Raw genomic sequence first — 20,996 nt, forward strand, 5'->3', positions numbered from 1 at the left:
AATTCTTTATCCTATTCAACTCTACTGTTTCAAATTCTTTTTTGCCTTAGTCCCATGCTTTTTAAATGCGATTATCGTCAATTAACGGTCAAATACGATAAGATATCAGCATTTGCACACTTTAACAGGGAACTGCCAGCTAAAAATTGCGCTCATTCTATTTGTCTTAGGGGGTGTCACCCCTCGCCAGATATTCGATCGAGTGCAAGATCGTAATTTTAGCCTTAACATGAAGTCTTGAGAGTCGATCGAACTTTCAAACACGCCAGCCCGATCGCAAGTTGTTTACTGATGTGAGGTTTAACATATAATGCGAGTTCTTCTAGTTTACCCGCTGTTTCCGAAAACATTTTGGTCTTACGAGAAAATCCTAGAATTAGTCGATCGTAAAGTGCTGCTGCCACCGCTGGGTTTGGTAACGGTAGCAGCAATTTTACCCCAAGAATGGGAATTTAAGTTAGTCGATCGCAACATCAGACAAATCACAGAAGCAGAATGGGAATGGGCAGAGCTCGTTATTCTGTCCGCAATGATTGTCCAAAAAGAAGATTTGCTAGACATAATTCGCGAAGCAAAACGGCGCGGTAAATCCGTAGCTTGCGGGGGCCCTTACCCGACTTCCGTACCCGAAGAACCTCAAGCCGCGGGCATAGATTACCTGATTCTAGACGAAGGCGAAATCACCTTGCCCATGTTCGTAGAAGCGGTACTGCGGGGCGAAAAAAGCGGAATGTATCGATCGGATGGCGTAAAACCCGATGTTACCACAACCCCAGTCCCTCGCTTCGATTTGCTGGAATTAGACGCCTACGATTCGATGTCGATTCAATTTTCCCGAGGTTGTCCCTTCCAGTGCGAATTCTGCGACATCATCGTCCTCTACGGCCGAAAACCCCGCACCAAAAACCCCCAACAATTGATAGCAGAATTAGACTATCTCTACAACTTGGGCTGGCGGCGCGGCGTGTTCATGGTAGATGACAATTTTATAGGCAACAAACGCAGCGTCAAACTATTGCTAAAAGACTTAAAAGTCTGGCAAGAAGAACACAAATTTCCGTTTACTTTCAACACAGAAGCATCCATCGATTTAGCCCAAGACCAAGAATTGATGGAGATGATGGTAGCTTGCAATTTCAATGCAGTTTTTCTAGGGATTGAAACTCCCGATGAAGAAAGCCTGCAAATGACCAAGAAATTCCAAAATACCCGCAATTCCCTAATAGAATCCGTAGAATTGATTGCGAAAACTGGTTTGCGAGTAATGGCCGGATTCATCATCGGATTCGACGGCGAAAAACCCGGTGCGGGTCAACGCATTGTAGACTTTGCTGAAGCAGCAGCAATTCCGAGCACAACCTTTGGAATGTTGCAAGCTTTGCCTCATACTGCATTGTCCCACCGACTAGCAAAAGAAGGGCGGTTGCGCGACAAATCGGGCAACCTCAACCAGACTACCTTGATGAACTTCATTCCCACGCGGCCGCTAGAAGATATCGCAAGGGAATATGTTCAGGCATTTTCTGATGTGTACGATGCTGAGAAATATTTAGACCGCACCTATCGCCATTTCTTAATGTTGGGTGCACCTACAGCAAATATACCTGCAAGAATTCCCAGTTGGATCGACTTGCGGGCACTGCTAACTGTGGTGTGGCGGCAGGGAGTCAAGCGCAGCACTCGGTGGAAGTTCTGGCATCATTTGTTCAGCATCATCAAACGCAATCCGGCAGTTTGGGATCACTATTTAACAGTGTGTGCTCACAACGAGCATTTCCTCGAATACCGTCAGATTGTGCGGGATGAAATTGAAGCTCAATTGGCTGACTTTTTGGCTAATGAGTCTCAAACTGTATATCAAGAACCTGTTGCTGTTGAGGAAAAGCAAGTGCAAGCGGTTTAGGGTTGGAGAATTCAACCGCAGATGAACGCAGGTAAACGCAGATGAATGTAAGATTGTCTGCGTTTATTTTATTTTTAATCTCGGTTCCAGGTTGGGGCTGGAAATGTCATAACCTGCGGCTCGACCGCCTTTTGAAAGCAGGCGAGAGAGCCTCCCGAGGGATTCCCAGTTTCTCACTGAAAAGGTGAAATACTACTATTGGCGGCAGCAGTTATTTCGGCAGATAGAGACGCGATCGCCCCCAAGTATGAAAATCTAATAACAAGATAAAAAATATCAAAATAGCGATCGCCCTCAACCCGCCATGTTAGGAACAAATCAACTCAGAACAGCCGCTCTCTTAGGACTGCTAAGCGGCATTCTCGTTTTAGGAAGTTATTATTTAATCGGCAACGAGCAAGGACTTTACATCGGTTTAGCACTAGCCGCCTTCTCAAGTTTTAGCTCTTGGTACTATTCCGACACGGCCGCGTTAATGGCTTACCGCGCTCAGCCGATCGCCCGCAGCGAAGCACCAGAAATCTACGATATGGTAGCATCGCTGAGTGAAAAAGCCCAAATTCCCGTACCGAAAATATTTGTAGTTCCCACTCAATCTCCCAACGCTTTCGCCACAGGAAGAGACCCAGAACACGCGACAATAGCAGTTACTGAAGGCATCATGAATCTGCTTTCCCGCGAAGAATTGGAAGGCGTTTTAGCGCACGAACTCACGCACATCCGCAACCGCGACACTTTGACTCAAGCAGTTGCAGGGACAATTGCCGGCGCGATTACATTTGTCGGGCGAATTCTGACTTTTGGAGCGCTTTACGGCCCGGTGACGCGGGATAGCAGACAAGGGCCGAATCCGTTTGGTTTGCTGTTTTTAATCATTTTAGCACCCCTATCAGCAACCGTAATTCAAATGGCGATTTCTCGGACGAGGGAATTTGCAGCAGACAGGGGTGCGGTGGAAATTACGAATAACCCGATCGGCTTAGCAAACGCCCTGCAAAAATTGGAGAAAATCGGTCATGAAATTCCGATGCACGGCAATCCTGCGATGTCGCCGCTGCTGATTGTGAATCCTTTTTCGACTAAAGGTTTGCAGTCACTTTTCCGCACTCACCCGCCGACAGAGGAGCGGATTCAGCGCCTTTTGGAAATCGCGCAGCAGCAGCAAGGTTCTCCAGTTATGGCCTACGTGCCCGGAATTTAATCGTCGAAAATGCAGCAACAATATTTAGAAACCCGGTGTTTTGAAGCAGCCGGGTTTCTGTTTGTTTATAATGCTCCCTGTGGTAGGAGGGAAAAACGAATAAGAAGAAATTGGAGTATCAGGGAGAGCGCCCTGTGATTGCTCTCCCTTAATACGATTACTTGCGATCGCACAAACGCGGGTTTTTCGGTTTGCTCTTGTCTGTTTCAGTGGGTTCATCTTTCTGCAACGCTGTCAGGATTTGAAAGCACAGCTTGAGCAGAAACATTAACCCGCCTGCTGTTGGAGCGCACAAAGCCGCCAAGCCAACCACCGCAAATTCAATTACTTTCAACTATTACGAAAAAGTTAATGCGAGAATTGTACAAAACCCGTGTCATCGAAGAATAGAAGATGAAGACCTCACTACAAAAGAAACGCTACGGCGCACCTGTTCCGAGGGCTTCTGCTTGAAAGTTTAGAATTTAAGACAGAAAAACGCAGATGATTTGGAATCATCTGCGTTCATCGGCGGTTTAATTAAACCGTATTAAACTGAAGCCGGAACCTTATCTAAAGGCCGCACTTGACGGAGGAATTCGCGAAGTGCATCACCTTCCACCACCTCAGTCTCCAACAGTTTCTGCGTAATTGTTTCCAACAATTCCCGATTTGCTGTCAGAATATCCACAGCTTGCTGGTGGGCAGTTTCAACAATTTCCTTCACTTCTTGGTCGATCGCCTCAGCAGTCTGAGCACTGACAGCGCGACGGGCATTTCCCATACCATCGTTGAGGAACATTGCTTGTTGACCCCGATCGTAAGCTAGAGGCCCCAAAACCTTACTCATCCCGTAAGTCGTCACCATCCGTTCAGCTAAATCAGTCGCCCTTTGCAAGTCGTTTGAAGCGCCGGTAGTAATGCTGCCAAACACGACTTCCTCAGCCGATCGCCCGCCCAGCAAAGTTGCAATTTGACCCCGCAACTCCGATTCATCTAACAAGAAACGGTCTTCAGTCGGTACTTGCAACGTGTAACCCAATGCAGCCATACCGCGCGGGACGATCGAGATTTTTGACACTTCGCCGCCGCCTGTCATCGCAGCACCCACCATCGCGTGCCCGACTTCGTGGTAAGCTACAATCTTTTTCTCTTTTTCGTTGAGCACCCGGCTTTTCTTTTCCAAGCCAGCTACAACGCGCTCAAACGCCTCAAAAAAGTCTTCCTGCGCTACAGTTAGTCGTTTGTTGCGGGCCGCCAACAAAGCAGCTTCATTGACCAAATTTGCCAAATCTGCGCCCGAAAAACCGGGGGTGCGAGTGGCAACTGCCTTCAAGTCAATATCCGGGCCCAACTTCACTTTTTGAGAGTGAATGTTCAAAATTGCTTCGCGGCCAGACAAATCCGGGCGATCGACCAAAACTTGGCGGTCAAAACGGCCAGGGCGCAACAAAGCAGCATCCAAACTTTCCGGGCGGTTAGTTGCAGCCAGCACAATTACCGTAGTATTGCCCGCCGCAAAACCGTCCATTTCAGTTAACAGTTGATTGAGAGTTTGTTCGCGTTCGTCATTCCCCCCGAAGCTAGCGTTACTGCTACGAGATTTGCCGATCGCGTCCAATTCATCAATGAAAATAATACAAGGAGCCTGTTTCTTAGCTTGCTCGAATAAATCTCTAACTCTTGCAGAACCCACACCTACAAACAGTTCCACAAACTCCGAACCCGAGATGCTAAAAAACGGCACGCCAGCTTCACCAGCCACTGCTTTTGCTAACAGAGTTTTGCCAGTTCCCGGAGGCCCGACTAACAGCACGCCTTTCGGAATTCTCGCGCCAATTGCCGTAAATCTGTCGGGAGTTTTCAGGAATTCAACAACTTCGACTAATTCAGTTTTAGCCTCTTCTACTCCAGCCACATCAGCAAAAGTAATTTTCGCCGATTCGCCTTCTACATAGACCTTAGCTTTGCTTTTGCCGATCGACAGTGCACCCTGCGGCCCGCCACCCTGCCTGTTCGCGAAAAATTGAAAAATCGCCACAAAAATCAGCGGCGGAACCACCCAGCTTAAAACACTGCCGATCCAGCCATTTTTGGAAGGGGGAGTTGCCGCAAATTCAACGCCTTTTTCTTGTAAAAGTTTAGGCAATTCCAGGTCAAAAATCGGCGTAGTGGAGAGCACTTGACCGGGTTTGTCGCCTTCGCCTTTGAGTTGGTAGCGAATTTCATTTTGGCCTACCGAAGCTCGGACTACATCTTGTTCTTGCACTTGATGGACGAACAAGCTGTAAGGCACTTGCGGAATTTGGGGCCCGAACAAATTGGGCAAAAAGATATTTGCCAGCAGGAACAAACTTGATAGCAATAACAAAATATTGCTAATTTGCCGAAAACGAGGGGGTTGGGGCTGGTCTTTAATTGCCATTGATAACTGTCATCCTTTGATTTAAACCAGTTTTATTCATCTATTTTCTCATCAAATATGCACGCACAGTCAAGCGGATTTCCTCACTCGATTGGGTCGGTTAACCAGGCTGCAAGGATTTGCTACTATTAACAATCCTTTTTTTTAATGAACTGCGAAGGTGTGAATAACAACAGGCGTCGCGCCTGTTCCACAAGACAAGAGAAGACAAGAGAAGAGCATTATCCTTGTGAATAGTTAATTAATAGTTATTCAATGGTTATTACTTCAGAATCGCTTTAAAATTTTCTCGCTCTTTTCTTACTTCGTGGAACAGGCGTCTCGCCTGTTATTATTCGCGTCTTCGCGGTTCGTTATATTTATGCAGCTTCGGGGTTTAAATCAATCATTTCCCAAGTAGTATAAGTGCCGATCGCACCCCAAATCACGTAAGGCAAAAGTAACAAAGCTGCTGTTTGAGAAATTGGCAAAACAGCCAAGGTTAGCACAACTCCCACAATCTCGCCAGTCCCTCCCAAAATCGTCCCTACTTTGAGACTTTTGGCTCTGAGAGTAGCAGGAATATAAGCAACTGTGACAATTTCTAAAAGCAAGTACAAAGCCATCAACAGCCATGTTTTAAGGCTCCCTGGCTCCTGTTCCCACACGAAAGTAGCGCTGCCGGCCCCGCAAGCGAAAATCACCGTCCAAATTAACGGAATAGCAGGCTCAAAAAACATCCAATCCGGTCTTTGAAGTTTGACTGCCCAGTTAATATCGCGGAGCTTAAACAACAAAGTGCCGAAGGCGACTGAGAAAGTCACGCCGCCAATAATCATCCAAGATTCAATCATGGTTCTCAACTTTCAAATTGCTCGATCGCTCATTAAGTCGATCGTGTCAAATCTAAGCCGAACTTTGATCCGCCTTTAGTAATAACTTTTGTAAAGCCCGATGCAATTCTCGCTAACCGCCCGACACATTCTTAGCAAACTCATCGCGTCCAGACACCAAATTAGCCGGAACGCCGTTAGGGTAATTTTGCGCGATTAAAGCTTGCAACTTTTCAACTCGGTTTTCAGGGTTTGGGTGAGAACTCAAAAACTCCGGCGGCGCTTCGCCCTTCCTAGAGGCACCGAGAATTTGCATCACCTCAACAATACCTCTAGGATCGTAACCCGCTTCCGTCATAAACCGAAAACCGAGCCGATCGCTCTCAAGTTCGTCCGCTCTACCGTACCGCAAACCGACAACTTGATTGACAGCTTGAGCAATTAATGCTGCCTGCTGGCCACCCCCGCGATCGTCGCTAGTAGCCACCCCAACCGCCGTTACCAAAGACCTGCCCAACTGCTGTTTGGCCAAGTGTTCCGCAGCGTGGCGCGCCACAACGTGACCGCTTTCGTGTCCCAGTACAGCAGCCAACTGAGCCTCGGAATTCAGCCGCCGCAGCAGCCCCGCAGTAATGAAAACTTGTCCCCCTGGCAAAGCAAAAGCATTGACAGTTTCGGGGTCTCGCAGCAGGTGGAATTCAAACGGATAACCCGCTTGTTTCGCCGTCGAACCGTTGACAACTCGTTCTCCTACTCGATCGACATACTGCTGAATACTCTGGCTGGGATAAAGCCCCCCGTACTTGGCTGCCATTTGATCTCGCGACTGCAATCCCAAAACTATCTCTTGGCGGGGAGAAAGCTGCACCCGCTGTCTCTCTCCTGTTACCGGATTTTGTACATCGTTTGTAAAATAGGTAATGGCCCCAAAAAATGCCATTAATAGCCCGATCGCGGCTCGAAATAAAAATTTATTCACAGGCTTTTACCTAAAAAGTTTAGCGAGTAGATTACCAGGTTGACAGCGACCTCCACATCTGTCTGAAGTATTAATAATGGAATATTGTGGTAGCAATTATTGCAGGACTTCTGAACAAGGCTTTTTTTAACGAACCGCGAAAGCGCGAAGGACATAAAGGAAGAGAAGAGAAGAGCGTTATATTTGTAAATGGTTGGTTAAGAGTTAGTTAATGATTATTACTTCACAATCGCTTTAAGATTCTCTCGATCTTTCCTTCCTTCGCGCCCTTCGCGTCTTCGCGGTTCGTTAGTAAAAAAAAATTACCCATTTCCAATGTTTCAAACTACCCGCCGCCGCCTCGCTATTTGGTACACAGCCGTTACTGCTGTATTGTTGCTTGTATTCGCCACTGGTTTCTATTTCTACGTCCGCAATACTTTGATCGATCGCATTGACGACACCCTCAATCATGTTGTTGAAGTAATAGAGCGAACTCTCGTTATCGAACCGCTAAGTTTCCCTACTAGAGAAGATAAAATTAAGTTACAAGTTAATATTCAAGCCAGTTTTCCAGATAGCACCGATGCCGTAGAAGACGACCACATTGATTTAGAATGGTTCAGTCCTACGGGCGAATTGCTGTGGTCTACATTATCCGAACCGCTGAATATTCCCATTCACGCTAACCGCACTGGCGAAACAGTTTGGATAATTAATAATAAGTTGCAGTCGGATCAAAACTATTCCCTCAGACAAGTCACGCAGCGAGTAGAAACCGGCCGCCAAGTTCTGGGATATTTGCGCGTCAGCCATCCTTGGTTTGAAGTGACAAAACCCATCCGCCAATTAATTCTTGATTTGATTTTGGGCGCGGGTTTAACTCTAATTTGCGTTGCAGCTATTGGCTGGCTGCTGTCGGGATTGGCGATGGCACCGGTGCGGGAGTCTTACGGGCGTCTCAAACAGTTTACCGCTGATGCTTCTCACGAACTCAGAAATCCGATCGCCACTATTCAAACTAACGTCCAAGTAGCTTTGGCGGAACCGGATATCGAACCGCAGCAGCATCAACAGCTACAAGTTATCGAACGCCTGACGCGCCGTTTGGGGCGCTTGGTTGATGATTTACTGTTTTTAGCCAGACAAGATAGCGGTATCGTGCAGCAGCAGTGGATTGAAGTTCCTCTCGATGCTTTGCTGATGGAGGTAATTGAAGAACAACAGGCGATCGCCACTACCCAAAATCTCTCTCTTTCTTTGGAAATAGTCGATCTGCCCAACGCTGAGAATAATTTTACAGTCTTAGGCGACTGGGATCAACTAGCGCGACTGTTTACCAATCTTGTCAGCAATGCGGTGCAGTACACGCCCTCTGGCGGCGAAATTGAAGTAGAATTGCTGTTTGCAGCGAAAAACAAAAGGAATTCCCCGATGTTAAATCCTGCACTGCAAATCAAAGTAACAGACACCGGTATCGGAATTTCTGCAGAAGCCCTGCCGCATTTGTTCGATCGATTCTACCGCGCAGATCCCGCCCGCACCCACCGCAGCGCCGCCGGTTCCGGTTTAGGATTAGCCATCGCCAAAGCAATTGTCGAAAATCACCGCGGCCAAATCCGCATTGACAGTGAAGTCGATCGAGGTTCCGCCGTTACCGTCACCCTCCCCCCACACAAATCAGAAGCATCTCGCCTCTAAAACTTCCCCTCCTCCTCTGCGCCCTCTGCGCCCTCTGCGGTTAAAAAAAATCTACCCCTCAAGCCAGATTCTTCCTACATCGCGCCCAAACCCAGCTATTAAAATTCAATTCCAGCATAGATTAACATAAACGTTGTTGGAAAACCTCGATCGAACTTGTGAGGAGTTATTTATGTTTCGCCACAATCTACCGTTAAAAAAAATCAGCTTGCTAGCAGCCACCTGCGGAGGTTTACTTGTTAGTCTCGCAACACTTTCCCAGGCCGGTGGCCCACCGCCCCAACAAGGAAAACCCGTTTCCCAGCCCGCAGCCACTCCCGCAGCCACTGAAGAACCCGTCAGCCAACCAAGTCCGGGCCTCAGCGGGATGCCCTCTACACCCACAAACGCGCCTCCCCGCTTCCCAATGCCCAGTGCGCGAGTTACGCCTAGCGAAGGCATGATAGTAATTAAACTGGTGAATACCACCAATGCTGTCATCAATTATCAAATCGTAGGCGTCACCCAGCAGCGCACTCTGGGCGAACAATCGGAAATTTTGCTGAAAACCATCCCAGTGCCAATCACCCTCACTTACCAGCGCCCAGACGGCGGATTGCTGCTGGTTCGCCCCCAAGCAACCGCGATGCCGGGAATGTTGCAAGTCAGTTTCGGCGCGACAACTGAGTTGGGCACTGATACAAAATCGTTGGAAATTCAGGAAGATGGCAAGGTAATTTTGAATTAGGTTAATTGGTTGACGGTTGACGGTTGACGGTTGACTGTTACCATTCGTGTCAACTTAAGACTAAAATCCATAATAAATATCGTTTATAGTTGAGTTTCGCTCCCCCTTAATAAGGGGGGAACAAGAGTATTCTTACGTCCCCTCTAACTCCCATTAATAAAGGGAGAAGAGCATTCAAAGTCTCCCTTTTTAAGGGGGATGCGAGGGGGATCGAAACTTCGATACAAACGAGATATACACAGGGTTTTAGTATTATGTTGACACCGATGGGCTGTTACTAATTCCCAATTTCCTATTCCAAATTCCCAGTCAACCGTCACTCACCGAGTAACAACGGAGGCAACTTAGTAAAAGGTAAATCCTCGTTGACTGCATCAATTTCTTCCTGTTCTCTTTCGTTGATTTGACCGATATAAGACTTGAGAATTTGCGCCAGACGGTTGTTATAAAATCGGTGCAAACTATAATTTGGCGTAGCTGGAAAGCCGCGCCGTTTTTTGTGCCGCCCGCCGGCACCGGGATCGAAGCTTTGGATGCCCCGATCGATCGCCCATTCGATCGGCGTATAGTAGCAAGCATCGAAGTGCAAGCAGTCGATTTCCTGCAAACTTCCCCAATAACGCCCGTACAGCCGATCGCCCTTATACAAACAAAAAGACATACCCACCGGCTGTCTCTCATCTTCCTTGTCGTAGGCGGCTACAAATAAAACTCGATCGCGATAATTGTGGTGCAACTGTTCAAAAAATCGCTTAGTCAGATACTTGCTTCCCCACCAACCAAATTTGTCGCAAGTATTCTCATAAAAAGCATACATTTGAGCAAACATCGCTTGGGGAATTTCATCGCCCGTCAGCGTTTTTACCAACAAACCAGCTTGGTCAACTGCTTTGCGTTCGCGTTTGATATTGCGGCGCTGGTTGGCATTAAATGCGCCTAAATAATTGTCAAAATTTTGATAGCCTTGATTTTGCCAAATATAGCTGTGGTGCAGCCAACTGCTGAAACCGTGGCGTTCCATTCTTTCGCGCCATTCGGGATCGACATAAAGGAAATTGCAGCCGGAGATATTGTGGCGATCACAAAAATGGTCGATCGCGCTTACCATTACTCCCGTTAATTCATCTTCATCTTCCCCCTCGGCAATCAAAAACCGATAGCCTTCAGCCGGAGTAAACGGCGTCATTCCCATCAACTTCGGATAGTATTGTACACCCAAACGCTGAGCTAAATCGGCCCACTGATTGTCAAACACAAATTCGCCGTAGCTGTGGCCTTTGACATAAAGCGGCGCACAAGCAATCAACTGTTTGTCGCGCCACACAGTCAAGTGATGCGGCAGCCAACCGGTTTTACCTGACGCGCTACCGGAGATTTCGAGATTGTTAAGCCAATCCCATTCCAGAAAAGGAGTTTTGAGGGGCATCGCCAAGGCATCCCACGATGCTTGCGGGATTTCGCCTATTTTGCTAATCCAGGCTACAGAATATTCAGGTTTTGGCTGTTTCAGCATAGGGAGATTTGAGCGTAGAGCGATCGAACTTCATTTAAGTTAATACAATTTCCTCTGTTCGACACTCGTTACTAGGCAGAGCCTGGTAACGAGTTAAATCGATCGACCCGATAATGCAAAAATACCTCTTGTCCCACCTGTTTAACCGCCAAAAGCTCCAATTTCGGCGCTAAATCCCCCAAAAAACCTTCTCCCTCAACAGCCGTCGGTGCATCCGCGCCCCCCAAAATTAACGGGCAAACCGTCAGCCAAAGTTCGTCAACCAAGCCCGCAGCTAGCACAGACGCGACGAGTTTTCCGCCGCCCAGAATCGCCAACCGTTTTAAACCGAAGCTTGCTAGCTGTTGAAACGCATCAATCCAATCAATCTCTCCACCTGCGGTTTTCGCATAGACAGTGCGATCGAATTGAGATGTTGCACCATTCTCAATAAGCATTTTATGAACAGGCAAGATGCCTGTTCCACAAGAAAATTCATCTCTTGTAGAACGGGCATCTTGCCCGTTCTTGAGAGGAGACGGCAATGCCGTTTCCCTAGAGTATTGCCCCGTCAGCAGCCAGCGAGGCACCGGTTGCTGGAAAAACCGCAAGTTTGAGTCAAATTGGGACGATCGCGAACACACAATTTGCACCGGTTGTGGGGGCTTCCCTTGTAGTTCCCTCTGTTTGAGCAATTCCGGCGAAATCACTCTCATCGTCGTCCCATAAGCCTGTAAAGTGCCGTTGCCGAACAAAACCGCGTCACTTGCTGCTACTTGCTGCTCGAGGTGGGCTTTGTCGTTGGCAGAACCGAATCTCGCGGGCGATCGTACTTCATCGGCAATTTTACCATCGGCACTGATCGCGAGTATTACTGTTGCGTAAGGTCGATCGATCTTATCTGTCATTAATTTATGAAACTTTGGCACGACATCATATTTAATTCAGTAACTTCACGGGTATATAGCGTGTTATTGTTCGCTATGCGGAAGCAATCGCAGAATCTTAGGAGCAATCTCCGGTTGCGCTTTTGACATAATTAATTTTATCCATACTCACCTGCTTAGCAACTTGGCTTATAATACTTAAAATTACCAATTCCCGTCAAATTATATAAAACCTAAAAATGGATTATTTAACCTGGAATAATTCAATCGCAGCGGGTCTTCTGGGTTTACGGTGATAAGAAAGACTAATTAGAAAAGCAAGCTAATAGTCGAACTCGAAAATTGTCAAAATTAACAAATCCATAGGCTTGACGTTTAATCAGTTTGAGACGATTGTTGATTCCCTCCATAACACCACTCGTTGTTCGGCTCAAGAAATAGTTACAAATTCCATCGATATGATTGCGAAGCATGGTTAGGGTATCACTGTAAATTGGCTGTGCTTTCTTAATCCATTCAAGCAGTGATTCTTTCCCCTCTTCCACACTATGATGACTTTCAAAAATCTCTCTGAATTCTTCTTTCAATTCATAGGCAAGCTTAATGCGCTTAGATTGACTTAAAACTGTAGCCAATTTAACCCGTTCCTCTTCTTTTAAATCTACACCATTTCTCAGGACAATAAATCTGCTACCTTTTCCTTTAATATTGCTTTGTATTCGGATTTTATTTAATTCCTCATTCACATATTTCATCACATGAAATCGGTCATACACCACAATCGCATTCGGAAAAACTTCTTGGATTACTTTGGGAAAACCACCCCACATATCTACACTCACTTCTAACACCTGCTCGCGAACCTCAATCGGTTGCTGAAGAAGGACTTCCATGATACCTTGCTGTTCATGACTGTCGATCACTTCAATCAATTGACTTTGGTCAATATCGGAAACTACAGTCACAAAATCTTGATGCCCTTTTCTCATACTAATTTCATCGATACTCAGACGTTTAACCGCTCCCCATGAGGCTTTTTTACTTGTGAACGCTTATGATTAAAAATTCCTTGAATCTGATCCCAACTTAATTCTTCCTCTCGTTTTACCTGTGCCACTGTTGTCACCTGAACACGGTGATAAATATACTCCTCATATCGTTGAGTAGAGCGCCGACCTTCATCAACAAAACACAGTTGCTCTGTGAAATATTTTTGACAATTTTTACAGTAGTATTGGCGACGAGGAATTTCCAATTCGATTAACTGACCTGAAATCGGTAAATCTCGAATCAAGATTGGACGAATCTGATGGAGTTCATCTGTGGACTTTTGACAGTGAAAACAAGTAGCATAATCGTCAAAAAACCCACTTTTAAAATTGTTTTTTTATCATCTTTAATACATCTTTCAATCGTAATTTCTGGCAAATTGAGTAATCCGTCAAGATGGAAATCCATGAGCTTAGCCTCTAGCATAAAGTTCCTATATTATACAGTTTCCACCCCAAACCCAGAAGAGCCAAAATTTTTGTAATTATTTAGTAAAACATCAGCATCGAATTGTTAACTACCAATATTATCAAGCTGAACAGATTTGTTCAATTGGTTCAGGTGCGGTCGAGTCGGCAGTAAAACAAATTGGTAGACGAATTAAAATTTCTGGGGCGCAGTGGCTCGCAGAGAATGTGCCGCAAGTCTTGGCGCATCGTTGTGCATACCTGAATGGTCTCTTCACTATTTAATTTATCTACAAAGGTGACATGCTCCCGACAGCATTGTTATTAAAAGATTCTCCCTCTGTCATCATACTTTCCATCCTTATGGCCTCATTATCGAGCAGTGTAGCCGATCCAGTCGAAAAACCGCTCCCCTCGCCCTCCGCAACCAGCAAGTGTCTCAGATCACAAAGCCGATCGATCCCTCTCACTGCCAAAAAACTTAAAATTATGTAACATTAAGTAAAGAGTTATCAAACAACTCTTGCCATATCCGTCGAAAGTTATGACAACAAAACTAAGAGCTACAGACACAGAAAAAATGGAGATAGACTGGCAGCAGTTGAAAGCAGACCAAGAACTGATTATCAATCAAGTAGACAATGCGATCGCTCTGTTCGACTCGTCTGACTGCTTAGTTTTGTTTAACAAAAAATTGGCCGGAATCTGGGAACTGTCCCCAGAATGGCTGGCAACAAAGCCGAAGTGCCACTTGCTGTTTGCGGAAATTGTCGATCGGGGTTACTTGTCTGTTCAACAGTGGCAAGAGTTTCAGCAAGCACTGGAAACATCTGAGCATGAAAGTTTATCATTTTATTTCGAGCAATCCAATGCGGTTTGTTTGGAGGTGTGCGCCACGATTACCAACAGTGGCGGACGGCTGTTGACCTTTAGAGACGTTACGGTATATCAAAACTCCCAAGCTAGTTTGAACGCAGAAGTCAGGCGGCTGAGATTTCTTTTAGGTTTAACCGAACGCCTGCAAAACTCTGACAGTTTGCAACAAATAGGTCAGTTTGCCCTCACCTATTTAGTAGAGGCAATGAATGCAGCTTTCGGAGATGTCAAGGTGATTAACGGCAAGGGAAACGATCGGCAAGCGTCGGGGATTTGCAACCAAGTTTCTAGTCAATTTCTGGCTACATACGGGGAACCCGTAGTCGCAGGAATGCAAGAATTGCTCGACCAAGGCATTCCCTACGGCATCGGTTTGCTTTGGGAAGTGGTGAAAACTGGTAAACCTGTGTTTGTCGAGGATTATGCCCAACATCCCAATGCCGTACCGCAATTTCGGCATCCGGGAATCGGACAACTGGGCATTTTTCCGATCGCAGCTACCAACGGCACAATCATCGGAGTGCTGACGCTGGAGTCCCGCAACGTCAAAAAACTGCAAACCGCCCTCAACCAAGAAGTGCTGGAGGCTGCTTGCCGGACTCTGGGGGCGGCGATCGAGCGGGCTCAGACACAAGAGAACCTGCGCCAAGTTAACGAACAATTAGAGTATTCTTCTCAGTTGAAATCCGAGTTTTTAGCCTCGATGTCCCACGAATTGCGGACGCCACTCAACAGCATTCTCGGCTTTTCTGACTTGCTGCTGCGGCAAACAGCCGGACACTTGAGCGATCGACAAATCACCTATGTAGAACTTATCGAAAAAAGCGGGCAGCACTTGTTACAGCTAATCAACGATATTCTTGATCTTTCTAAAATAGAAGCCGGGAAAGTAGAACTAAACTTACAGCCTGTTCGCGTTCAAGAACTCGCGACAGACTGTCTGAAAATGATGCAGCCACGGGCAGAGAAAAAGCGAATCGGTTTGTCTGTAGAACTCGACTACCGCATTACTAAAGTTTTGCTCGACGAACGGCGAGTGCGACAAATTGTAATTAATTTACTTTCCAATGCCATCAAATTTACCCCCGAACAAGGACAAGTTAAACTCAGCGGGCGTCTGGTCTACGGCAGTGAAATAAACGGCGACTACCGGCCGGATTGTTCTCCTATAAATGCCAGCACTCCTTATTTTTGTTTTGAGGTACAAGACTCCGGTATCGGCATTCCTCAAGACCGCTGGCACTTGCTATTTCGACCTTTTCAACAGGTAGATTCTTCCCTGACTAGGCGGCACGAAGGTACAGGTTTGGGTTTGGCTTTGACTAAGCGTCTGGCAGAATTGCACGGGGGAACTGTTTCTTTTCAATCTGTTTGCGATCGGGGAAGTTTTTTCCGCGTTTGGCTGCCGTTGACGGAGATGCGTCAACAGTTGGGAAACTTTGCTTCTTGTGCTTTGGATACCAAGTTAGTTCCTGCTTCTGCTATTGCTTTACCCATTAGCAGGAAGCGGATTTTGGTTGTCGAAGACCAGCCTTTTAACCAAATGTTAATTTCTGAGGTGATGGAATTGGAGGGGTACGGGGTAGAGATACTCGCGGATGGGAAAGCGATGGCCGATCGTATTCTAGCCGCCTCTGCTGCACCGGAATTGCTGCCGGATCTGGTTTTGATGGATATCCAGTTGCCGGATGTTGACGGCTTTGAGTTGATGCGTCGAGTTAAAGCAGATCCTGTCTGGGAGTCGGTACCGATGATTGCTGTGACGGCGATGGCGATGCCCGGTGACCGCGAGCGATGTTTGGAAGCGGGCGCTTCTGCTTATTTGAGCAAGCCGCTGGATTTGAATTTGACGATCACTACTGTCCGTTCTTTTCTCACCTAACAATAATTATTTGCAGTTCCAGCACTGCCATTTATGATAATTAATAACAACAAAGGTTAAACTCAAGAGTAGATAAATATGTATATGTCTTGCCCGCACTTGCCTCCGAAATCCTGTTCCTACGAAAAATATCGAGTTTAGTAAGGAGAAATATACGAATCAACCAGTTTTCGAGCTTCCCCACGCGCAACTCCTGAGCTAAATTCAATATATTATATCATATTCCATGTCAAACAAGTCGCCCTGCATCATGTTGGTTGATGACGAGCCAGCTAATCTGACTTTACTGGAAGAGTTATTGCACCTGAAAGGATACGCTACAGTATCAGCTTTATCTGGCCATGAAGCGCTCTCCCTTGCCCGCACCTCTCGACCCGATTTAATTTTACTAGATATTATGATGCCGGAGATGGACGGTTTTGATGTGTGCGAGATCCTGCGGAAGGATACAGCATTGCAAACTGTACCCGTGATTTTTTTGACTGCCCTCGATGACGATACCTCTCGCATCAGAGGGCTAGAAATGATGGCCGATGATTATTTGACTAAGCCTTTTAACAGTCGCTTGCTGCTGGCAAAAGTTGAAAATATTTTGCAGTTGAGTCAAATGCGATCGCAAGCTGTATCTTCCCAATTCAATCAGCAAGTGAAAGAGCAAAGCAAGCGCCAAATTGCCGCAGCTTGGGAGGCAAACGAATATCTTTCCGAAAAATTTCAGCTATTTGTGCCGGAGCAAATTCTCGGACGAATTGCGCCGCAAGGAATAGAATCTATTCAGTTGGGCAATGTCACAGAAGAAGAGCTGACTATTTTATTTTGCGACATTCGCGGGTTTACTGCGATCGCAGAATCTCAAGAAGCTCGCGAGACTTTTGAATGGTTGAACGCTTTTTTTACTAAAATGAACGATTGCATAACGTCCCACGGCGGGTTTATTGATAAATACCTAGGCGATGCAATCATGGCAGTATTTGACAAGCCGAATTCTCACGCTATGGATGCGATCGAAGCCGCAGTAGCAATGCAAGAAAGTTTGCAAAAATTTAATGCCAGTCGCCACAAATACAATTTAACAAATCCACTCTATATCGGTACAGGAATTAACACAGGTATCGGCATGATCGGCACTTTGGGTTCCGATCGCCGCATGGACTCTACAGTCATCGGCGATGTAGTCAATACAGCTTCTAGGTTAGAAAATTTAACTAAAATATATGGCTGCCAAATTATTGTTAGCGAAAATGCGATCGTTCATGCGAGAGAATTTCTAAATAACATAAGTCCGAGCTCAAACTCAAATGAAAGTCTATTATTAAAGTGCGACTTAGAAATGGAAACACAGGAGAGTATTATTTCTACTTCTGGGGCGACTGCTGCTGACAGCGATTTGCCAAGCAACAGTTATTACTATCGCTGGATCGATCGAGTCACCCCGCGCGGCAAGCAAGAAGCTATTGAAATCTACGAAATCTGGAGCGCATCCTGTCCCGACTCGGAGGCAAAGCAACTTACCCAGGGTTTATTTGACAAAGGAATTCAAGGATGGCAATCCGAAAAATTTGTCGCCGCCTTGGGATATTTTCAGCAACTAATCGAACAAAATCCTGCGGATACAGTCGTCAGTTTTTATATAAATCGCTGCGAGGAAAAACTAGGTTTTATACCTGCGAGTAGCAGCTCATAAATATTTAACTTTTAGAGCAGGCTCCCGTGTCCACCCCACAATAGTTTAGACCTATTGCAAAAGTCGCTAACTATCCTGCATTGCATCTACGTTGCGTGTCTGCTTTCCCTATCAATGAAAGATTTATGCAATAAGCCTACTCTCAGTGGAGTTAGTATCAAACAGTCGTCGAAACTTGCTCTCTCAACTTCCCGATCAACTCATTAACCCCCCCCGTATTCAAACGGTAACTCAGAGGATGACCGATCAAATAAGCCGAACTTTCAAACAAAACATCAATTTCCACCAAACCATTTTCTCGCAAAGTTTTGCCAGTCGAAACCAAATCCACAATTGCCTCGGACATACCCGTAATCGGCCCTAACTCCACAGAACCGTAAAGTGGCACAATTTCCACCGGCAAATTCAAATTGTGAAAATATTCCCTGGCACAGTGTACAAACTTAGAAGCAACTCTACCGTGAGGAGGTAAATCCACAGTTCGTCGATAAGAACTAGATTCCTTCACCGCCACCGACAGCCGACACTTGCCAAATTTTAAGTCAATTAAATTGGCAACTTTCGGCTTTTTTTCCCGCAAAACATCATAGCCAGCAATCCCCAAATCTGCTTGACCATATTCCACATAAACCGGTACGTCATGCGTCCTTACTAGCAAAGCTTTGGCAGCGCCTGTCGGGTCATAAATTTGAAGTTGTCGGTTAGATGAATCGAGAAAAGCACTGAAGTCTAATCCAACAGATTTAAACAGCCGAATGCTATCTCCTAACAATCCGCCTTTGGGAAGTGCAACAGTAATCATGTCAATTTTTAGAGTCTAAATTGCTTAATTTGGCAAGGGGGCGATCGCGGTCTAAGCAAAAACAGCTTTTACCCAACTCAGAATAACACATAGAGTTCCTAGCGAAAAATAAATTTCGGGTATTGCTCGATCCTTTGTTTGAGGATATATTATATTTAGTAATTTTTTATTTAGTCAATTTTTTAACGACTGTCGGTATGGAAAACCATCAGGAATTTGACGAAAATTTTCACAGTGTAGACCCGGATTCCCTGAAAAAGATTACAGTAGATGAAATCCTCTCAGGCGGTGGTGTAGAGAGGGAGGAGATGGACTATACAGTAGCTGTACCTAGCGCTAACCAGGCAAGGGTTCCCAGGGACAGAGGCTTCTCATCTCATGTGCAATCAAGCGTGTTCGATCAAGCCCCTCGATCGCCGTTTGCAGAAAAACGCGGAACGCTGGGAGGCTGTTAAGGTAAAATGCTTGCAGAGGTTGGTGCACAGAACTGGGCAATCCTCTTCGAGGGCTTCGCTAACGCGGGTTAGCGTTAGCGAAGCGATCTGAAGAAAAGCCCTCGAAGAGGATCGTCATTCAGTCTCACGCCTTTGTGTATTCAACTCTAAAACTTAAAATTTAACTGGCGATCACAAATAACTGACAGCTAAACTATGACCAAATTGACACTCGTTATTGGCAACAAAAATTATTCCTCTTGGTCGCTGCGTCCTTGGCTAGCGATGAAACAAGCTGGACTGGAATTTACCGAGGTCAGAATCCCCTTATACTTGCCGACAAGCTATGAGGAAATTCGGCGCTATTCTCCCTCGGGAAAAGTGCCAGTTTTAATCGACGGTGACATCAAAGTGTGGGAATCTTTAGCAATTTGCGAATACGTTGCAGAACGATTTGCTAATGATTTGTGGCCGACAGATGTAACGGAACGGGCGATCGCCCGTTCCATCTGTGCCGAAATGCACGCGGGGTTCCAAAATTTGCGCGAAAATATGCCGATGGACTGCCGCAACCGCTATCCGGGAGAAGGGATGACTGCCGGTGTAGAAGCAGAGATCGATCGCATCTTTGCCATTTGGCGCCAATGCCGCCAAAAATTCGGAACAGGTGGCAATATGCTGTTCGGAAAATTCACAGTAGTTGACGCTATGTTTGCCCCGGTTGTCATGCGTTTTGTCACCTACGGAGTCAAATTAGATTCAGTAACAAAAGCTTATGCGGATGCGATTTTAGCCTTGCCTGCCATCCAGGAATGGGTAGCAGCAGCTTACAGCGAATCGGAAAGTATTACACATTTTAAAATGTAGCAAAAATTAGTTTACTTAACCTCAAATCTCAAGTTTTAAAATTAAAATCAGGATGCGGATTCTTTTAGTTGATGATGAAGTTGAGTTGACTGACCCTTTGAGTCGAGTTTTAAGCCGCGAAGGTTATACAGTTGATGTGGCATTCGATGGAGCAAGTGGCAGCAATTTAGCCATGCAGGGCAATTACGATTTGCTAATTTTGGATTGGATGCTACCGAGACAAACCGGACTGGCAATTTGCCAGAAGTTGCGATCGCAAGGACGGAATACGCCAGTGCTATTTCTCACCGCCAAAGATACCCTAGACGATCGCGTACAAGGACTCGACGCCGGTGCAGACGACTATTTAGTCAAACCTTTTGAACTGCGAGAACTGCTAGCCAGAGTCCGCGCCTTGCTGCGGCGGCCTCCTACGATTGATGCCGAGGTTGCTGTCGGGCGGCTACAAGTTGCAGACTTACAGCTAGACTACGACAATCAAATAGCTTATCGGGGCGATCGCACAATTGACTTATCAGAAAAAGAATGTCTGTTATTAGAATACTTAATGCGCCATACGGGTCAATTGCTAACACACGAACAAATCCACCAGTATTTGTGGAGTGAAGCAGAAAAACCCAGCAGCAATGTATTAGCCGCTCAAATTCGCCTGCTGCGTCGCAAAATAGAAGCCCCGGGCGAATCGGTGCTAATTCACACAGTCTACGGCAGAGGCTACCGCTTTGGAGAAGCCAGCTAATAATAATAGGAATTGCCCAAAAAATCTTGTAGGAAGCCATGCAGACCTCACCGGCGGCATATATAGCGATCGCAAATGAATTGTAAATCACACATCATGTATAATAATGAGGACGTAAATCTCAGTAGGAGTTGAGATGTCCCAAAAGAAATCGGCAGAAAAATTTGTGG

General features: G+C 46.0%; 16 protein-coding genes and 2 pseudogenes. 10 read left to right on the forward strand and 8 right to left on the reverse strand.

Annotated features, from left to right (window positions below):
• Positions 1 to 310 precede the first annotated feature (310 nt).
• A complete protein-coding gene (locus QUA40_RS08600; protein ID WP_333123990.1) occupies positions 311 to 1,903 on the forward strand; it encodes a B12-binding domain-containing radical SAM protein in 1,593 nt (530 codons plus the stop codon).
• Positions 1,904 to 2,207: 304 nt separating this feature from the next.
• On the forward strand, positions 2,208 to 3,104 hold the full coding sequence (locus tag QUA40_RS08605) for a M48 family metalloprotease (RefSeq protein ID WP_333123992.1): 897 nt from the start codon (positions 2,208 to 2,210) through the stop codon (positions 3,102 to 3,104).
• A 157-nt stretch (positions 3,105 to 3,261) separates the two neighbouring features.
• Here QUA40_RS08605 and QUA40_RS08610 read toward each other — a convergent pair whose 3' ends face one another.
• From QUA40_RS08610 to QUA40_RS08625, 4 genes are all read right to left on the reverse strand, one after another.
• A complete protein-coding gene (locus QUA40_RS08610) occupies positions 3,262 to 3,438 on the reverse strand; it encodes a hypothetical protein (protein ID WP_333123995.1) in 177 nt (58 codons plus the stop codon).
• A 195-nt stretch (positions 3,439 to 3,633) separates the two neighbouring features.
• Positions 3,634 to 5,508 carry an ATP-dependent zinc metalloprotease FtsH4 gene (ftsH4, locus tag QUA40_RS08615; RefSeq protein WP_333123998.1) on the reverse strand — a complete coding sequence of 625 codons (1,875 nt, stop codon included), beginning with the start codon at positions 5,506 to 5,508 and terminating at the stop codon, positions 3,634 to 3,636.
• Positions 5,509 to 5,867: 359 nt separating this feature from the next.
• Positions 5,868 to 6,341, reverse strand: coding sequence for a tryptophan-rich sensory protein (locus QUA40_RS08620; protein ID WP_333124001.1), 474 nt, complete (start codon positions 6,339 to 6,341; stop codon positions 5,868 to 5,870).
• Positions 6,342 to 6,453: 112 nt separating this feature from the next.
• Positions 6,454 to 7,299, reverse strand: coding sequence for a M48 family metallopeptidase (locus tag QUA40_RS08625; RefSeq protein WP_333124004.1), 846 nt, complete (start codon positions 7,297 to 7,299; stop codon positions 6,454 to 6,456).
• Between the two features lie 315 nt (positions 7,300 to 7,614).
• Between QUA40_RS08625 and QUA40_RS08630 the strand changes: the two genes are divergently transcribed.
• Both QUA40_RS08630 and QUA40_RS08635 read left to right on the forward strand, forming a co-directional pair.
• Positions 7,615 to 8,979 (forward strand): ATP-binding protein, encoded by a 1,365-nt coding sequence (locus QUA40_RS08630; RefSeq protein WP_333124007.1) that lies wholly within the window; start codon positions 7,615 to 7,617, stop codon positions 8,977 to 8,979.
• A 172-nt stretch (positions 8,980 to 9,151) separates the two neighbouring features.
• A complete protein-coding gene (locus QUA40_RS08635; protein ID WP_333124010.1) occupies positions 9,152 to 9,706 on the forward strand; it encodes a hypothetical protein in 555 nt (184 codons plus the stop codon).
• A 316-nt stretch (positions 9,707 to 10,022) separates the two neighbouring features.
• Here the strand turns inward: QUA40_RS08635 and QUA40_RS08640 are convergent, their stop codons facing one another.
• The 3 genes and pseudogenes from QUA40_RS08640 to QUA40_RS08650 form a co-directional block, all read right to left on the reverse strand.
• Positions 10,023 to 11,219 carry a GNAT family N-acetyltransferase gene (locus tag QUA40_RS08640; RefSeq protein WP_333124013.1) on the reverse strand — a complete coding sequence of 399 codons (1,197 nt, stop codon included), beginning with the start codon at positions 11,217 to 11,219 and terminating at the stop codon, positions 10,023 to 10,025.
• Between the two features lie 71 nt (positions 11,220 to 11,290).
• Positions 11,291 to 12,106 carry a dihydrofolate reductase family protein gene (locus tag QUA40_RS08645; protein ID WP_333124016.1) on the reverse strand — a complete coding sequence of 272 codons (816 nt, stop codon included), beginning with the start codon at positions 12,104 to 12,106 and terminating at the stop codon, positions 11,291 to 11,293.
• Between the two features lie 284 nt (positions 12,107 to 12,390).
• Positions 12,391 to 13,430, reverse strand: a pseudogene (locus tag QUA40_RS08650) (ISL3 family transposase); the annotation flags it as partial.
• 175 nt (positions 13,431 to 13,605) lie between these two features.
• Between QUA40_RS08650 and QUA40_RS08660 the strand changes: the two are divergent.
• From QUA40_RS08660 to QUA40_RS08670, 3 genes and pseudogenes are all read left to right on the forward strand, one after another.
• Positions 13,606 to 13,827 (forward strand): annotated as a pseudogene (locus QUA40_RS08660) (ISKra4 family transposase); the annotation flags it as partial.
• Between the two features lie 259 nt (positions 13,828 to 14,086).
• A complete protein-coding gene (locus tag QUA40_RS08665) occupies positions 14,087 to 16,300 on the forward strand; it encodes an ATP-binding protein (protein ID WP_333124023.1) in 2,214 nt (737 codons plus the stop codon).
• A gap of 226 nt (positions 16,301 to 16,526) precedes the next feature.
• On the forward strand, positions 16,527 to 17,984 hold the full coding sequence (locus tag QUA40_RS08670) for a response regulator (RefSeq protein WP_333124026.1): 1,458 nt from the start codon (positions 16,527 to 16,529) through the stop codon (positions 17,982 to 17,984).
• Positions 17,985 to 18,141: 157 nt separating this feature from the next.
• Here the strand turns inward: QUA40_RS08670 and hisG are convergent, their stop codons facing one another.
• Positions 18,142 to 18,786, reverse strand: a complete 645-nt coding sequence (hisG, locus tag QUA40_RS08675) for an ATP phosphoribosyltransferase (RefSeq protein ID WP_333124029.1) — start codon at positions 18,784 to 18,786, stop codon at positions 18,142 to 18,144.
• Positions 18,787 to 18,983: 197 nt separating this feature from the next.
• On the opposite strand from hisG, the gene QUA40_RS08680 reads away from it, so the two are divergent.
• The 3 genes from QUA40_RS08680 (at position 18,984) to rppA (ending at position 20,826) form a co-directional block, all read left to right on the forward strand.
• Positions 18,984 to 19,241, forward strand: coding sequence for a hypothetical protein (locus QUA40_RS08680; RefSeq protein ID WP_333124031.1), 258 nt, complete (start codon positions 18,984 to 18,986; stop codon positions 19,239 to 19,241).
• A gap of 195 nt (positions 19,242 to 19,436) precedes the next feature.
• Complete coding sequence (locus tag QUA40_RS08685) at positions 19,437 to 20,087, forward strand: glutathione S-transferase family protein (RefSeq protein WP_333124034.1); 651 nt, start codon at positions 19,437 to 19,439, stop codon at positions 20,085 to 20,087.
• A 52-nt stretch (positions 20,088 to 20,139) separates the two neighbouring features.
• Positions 20,140 to 20,826 carry a two-component system response regulator RppA gene (gene rppA, locus QUA40_RS08690; RefSeq protein ID WP_333124037.1) on the forward strand — a complete coding sequence of 229 codons (687 nt, stop codon included), beginning with the start codon at positions 20,140 to 20,142 and terminating at the stop codon, positions 20,824 to 20,826.
• Positions 20,827 to 20,996 lie beyond the last annotated feature (170 nt).

Origin of the sequence: Microcoleus sp. Pol11C3, from assembly GCF_036701485.1 — a bacterium.
Classification (GTDB): Bacteria; Cyanobacteriota; Cyanobacteriia; order Cyanobacteriales; family Microcoleaceae; genus Microcoleus.

What these genes read in the sequence shown, in the direction of transcription:
- QUA40_RS08600 (WP_333123990.1), top strand. Translation starts at nt 311, where the DNA reads ATGCGAGTTCTTCTAGTTTACCCGCTGTTTCCGAAAACATTTTGGTCT.
- QUA40_RS08605 (WP_333123992.1), top strand. Translation starts at nt 2,208, where the DNA reads ATGTTAGGAACAAATCAACTCAGAACAGCCGCTCTCTTAGGACTGCTA.
- ftsH4 (WP_333123998.1), bottom strand. Translation starts at nt 5,508, where the DNA reads ATGGCAATTAAAGACCAGCCCCAACCCCCTCGTTTTCGGCAAATTAGC.
- QUA40_RS08620 (WP_333124001.1), bottom strand. Translation starts at nt 6,341, where the DNA reads ATGATTGAATCTTGGATGATTATTGGCGGCGTGACTTTCTCAGTCGCC.
- QUA40_RS08630 (WP_333124007.1), top strand. Translation starts at nt 7,615, where the DNA reads ATGTTTCAAACTACCCGCCGCCGCCTCGCTATTTGGTACACAGCCGTT.
- QUA40_RS08635 (WP_333124010.1), top strand. Translation starts at nt 9,152, where the DNA reads ATGTTTCGCCACAATCTACCGTTAAAAAAAATCAGCTTGCTAGCAGCC.
- QUA40_RS08640 (WP_333124013.1), bottom strand. Translation starts at nt 11,219, where the DNA reads ATGCTGAAACAGCCAAAACCTGAATATTCTGTAGCCTGGATTAGCAAA.
- QUA40_RS08645 (WP_333124016.1), bottom strand. Translation starts at nt 12,106, where the DNA reads ATGACAGATAAGATCGATCGACCTTACGCAACAGTAATACTCGCGATC.
- QUA40_RS08665 (WP_333124023.1), top strand. Translation starts at nt 14,087, where the DNA reads ATGACAACAAAACTAAGAGCTACAGACACAGAAAAAATGGAGATAGAC.
- QUA40_RS08670 (WP_333124026.1), top strand. Translation starts at nt 16,527, where the DNA reads ATGTCAAACAAGTCGCCCTGCATCATGTTGGTTGATGACGAGCCAGCT.
- hisG (WP_333124029.1), bottom strand. Translation starts at nt 18,786, where the DNA reads ATGATTACTGTTGCACTTCCCAAAGGCGGATTGTTAGGAGATAGCATT.
- QUA40_RS08680 (WP_333124031.1), top strand. Translation starts at nt 18,984, where the DNA reads ATGGAAAACCATCAGGAATTTGACGAAAATTTTCACAGTGTAGACCCG.
- QUA40_RS08685 (WP_333124034.1), top strand. Translation starts at nt 19,437, where the DNA reads ATGACCAAATTGACACTCGTTATTGGCAACAAAAATTATTCCTCTTGG.
- rppA (WP_333124037.1), top strand. Translation starts at nt 20,140, where the DNA reads ATGCGGATTCTTTTAGTTGATGATGAAGTTGAGTTGACTGACCCTTTG.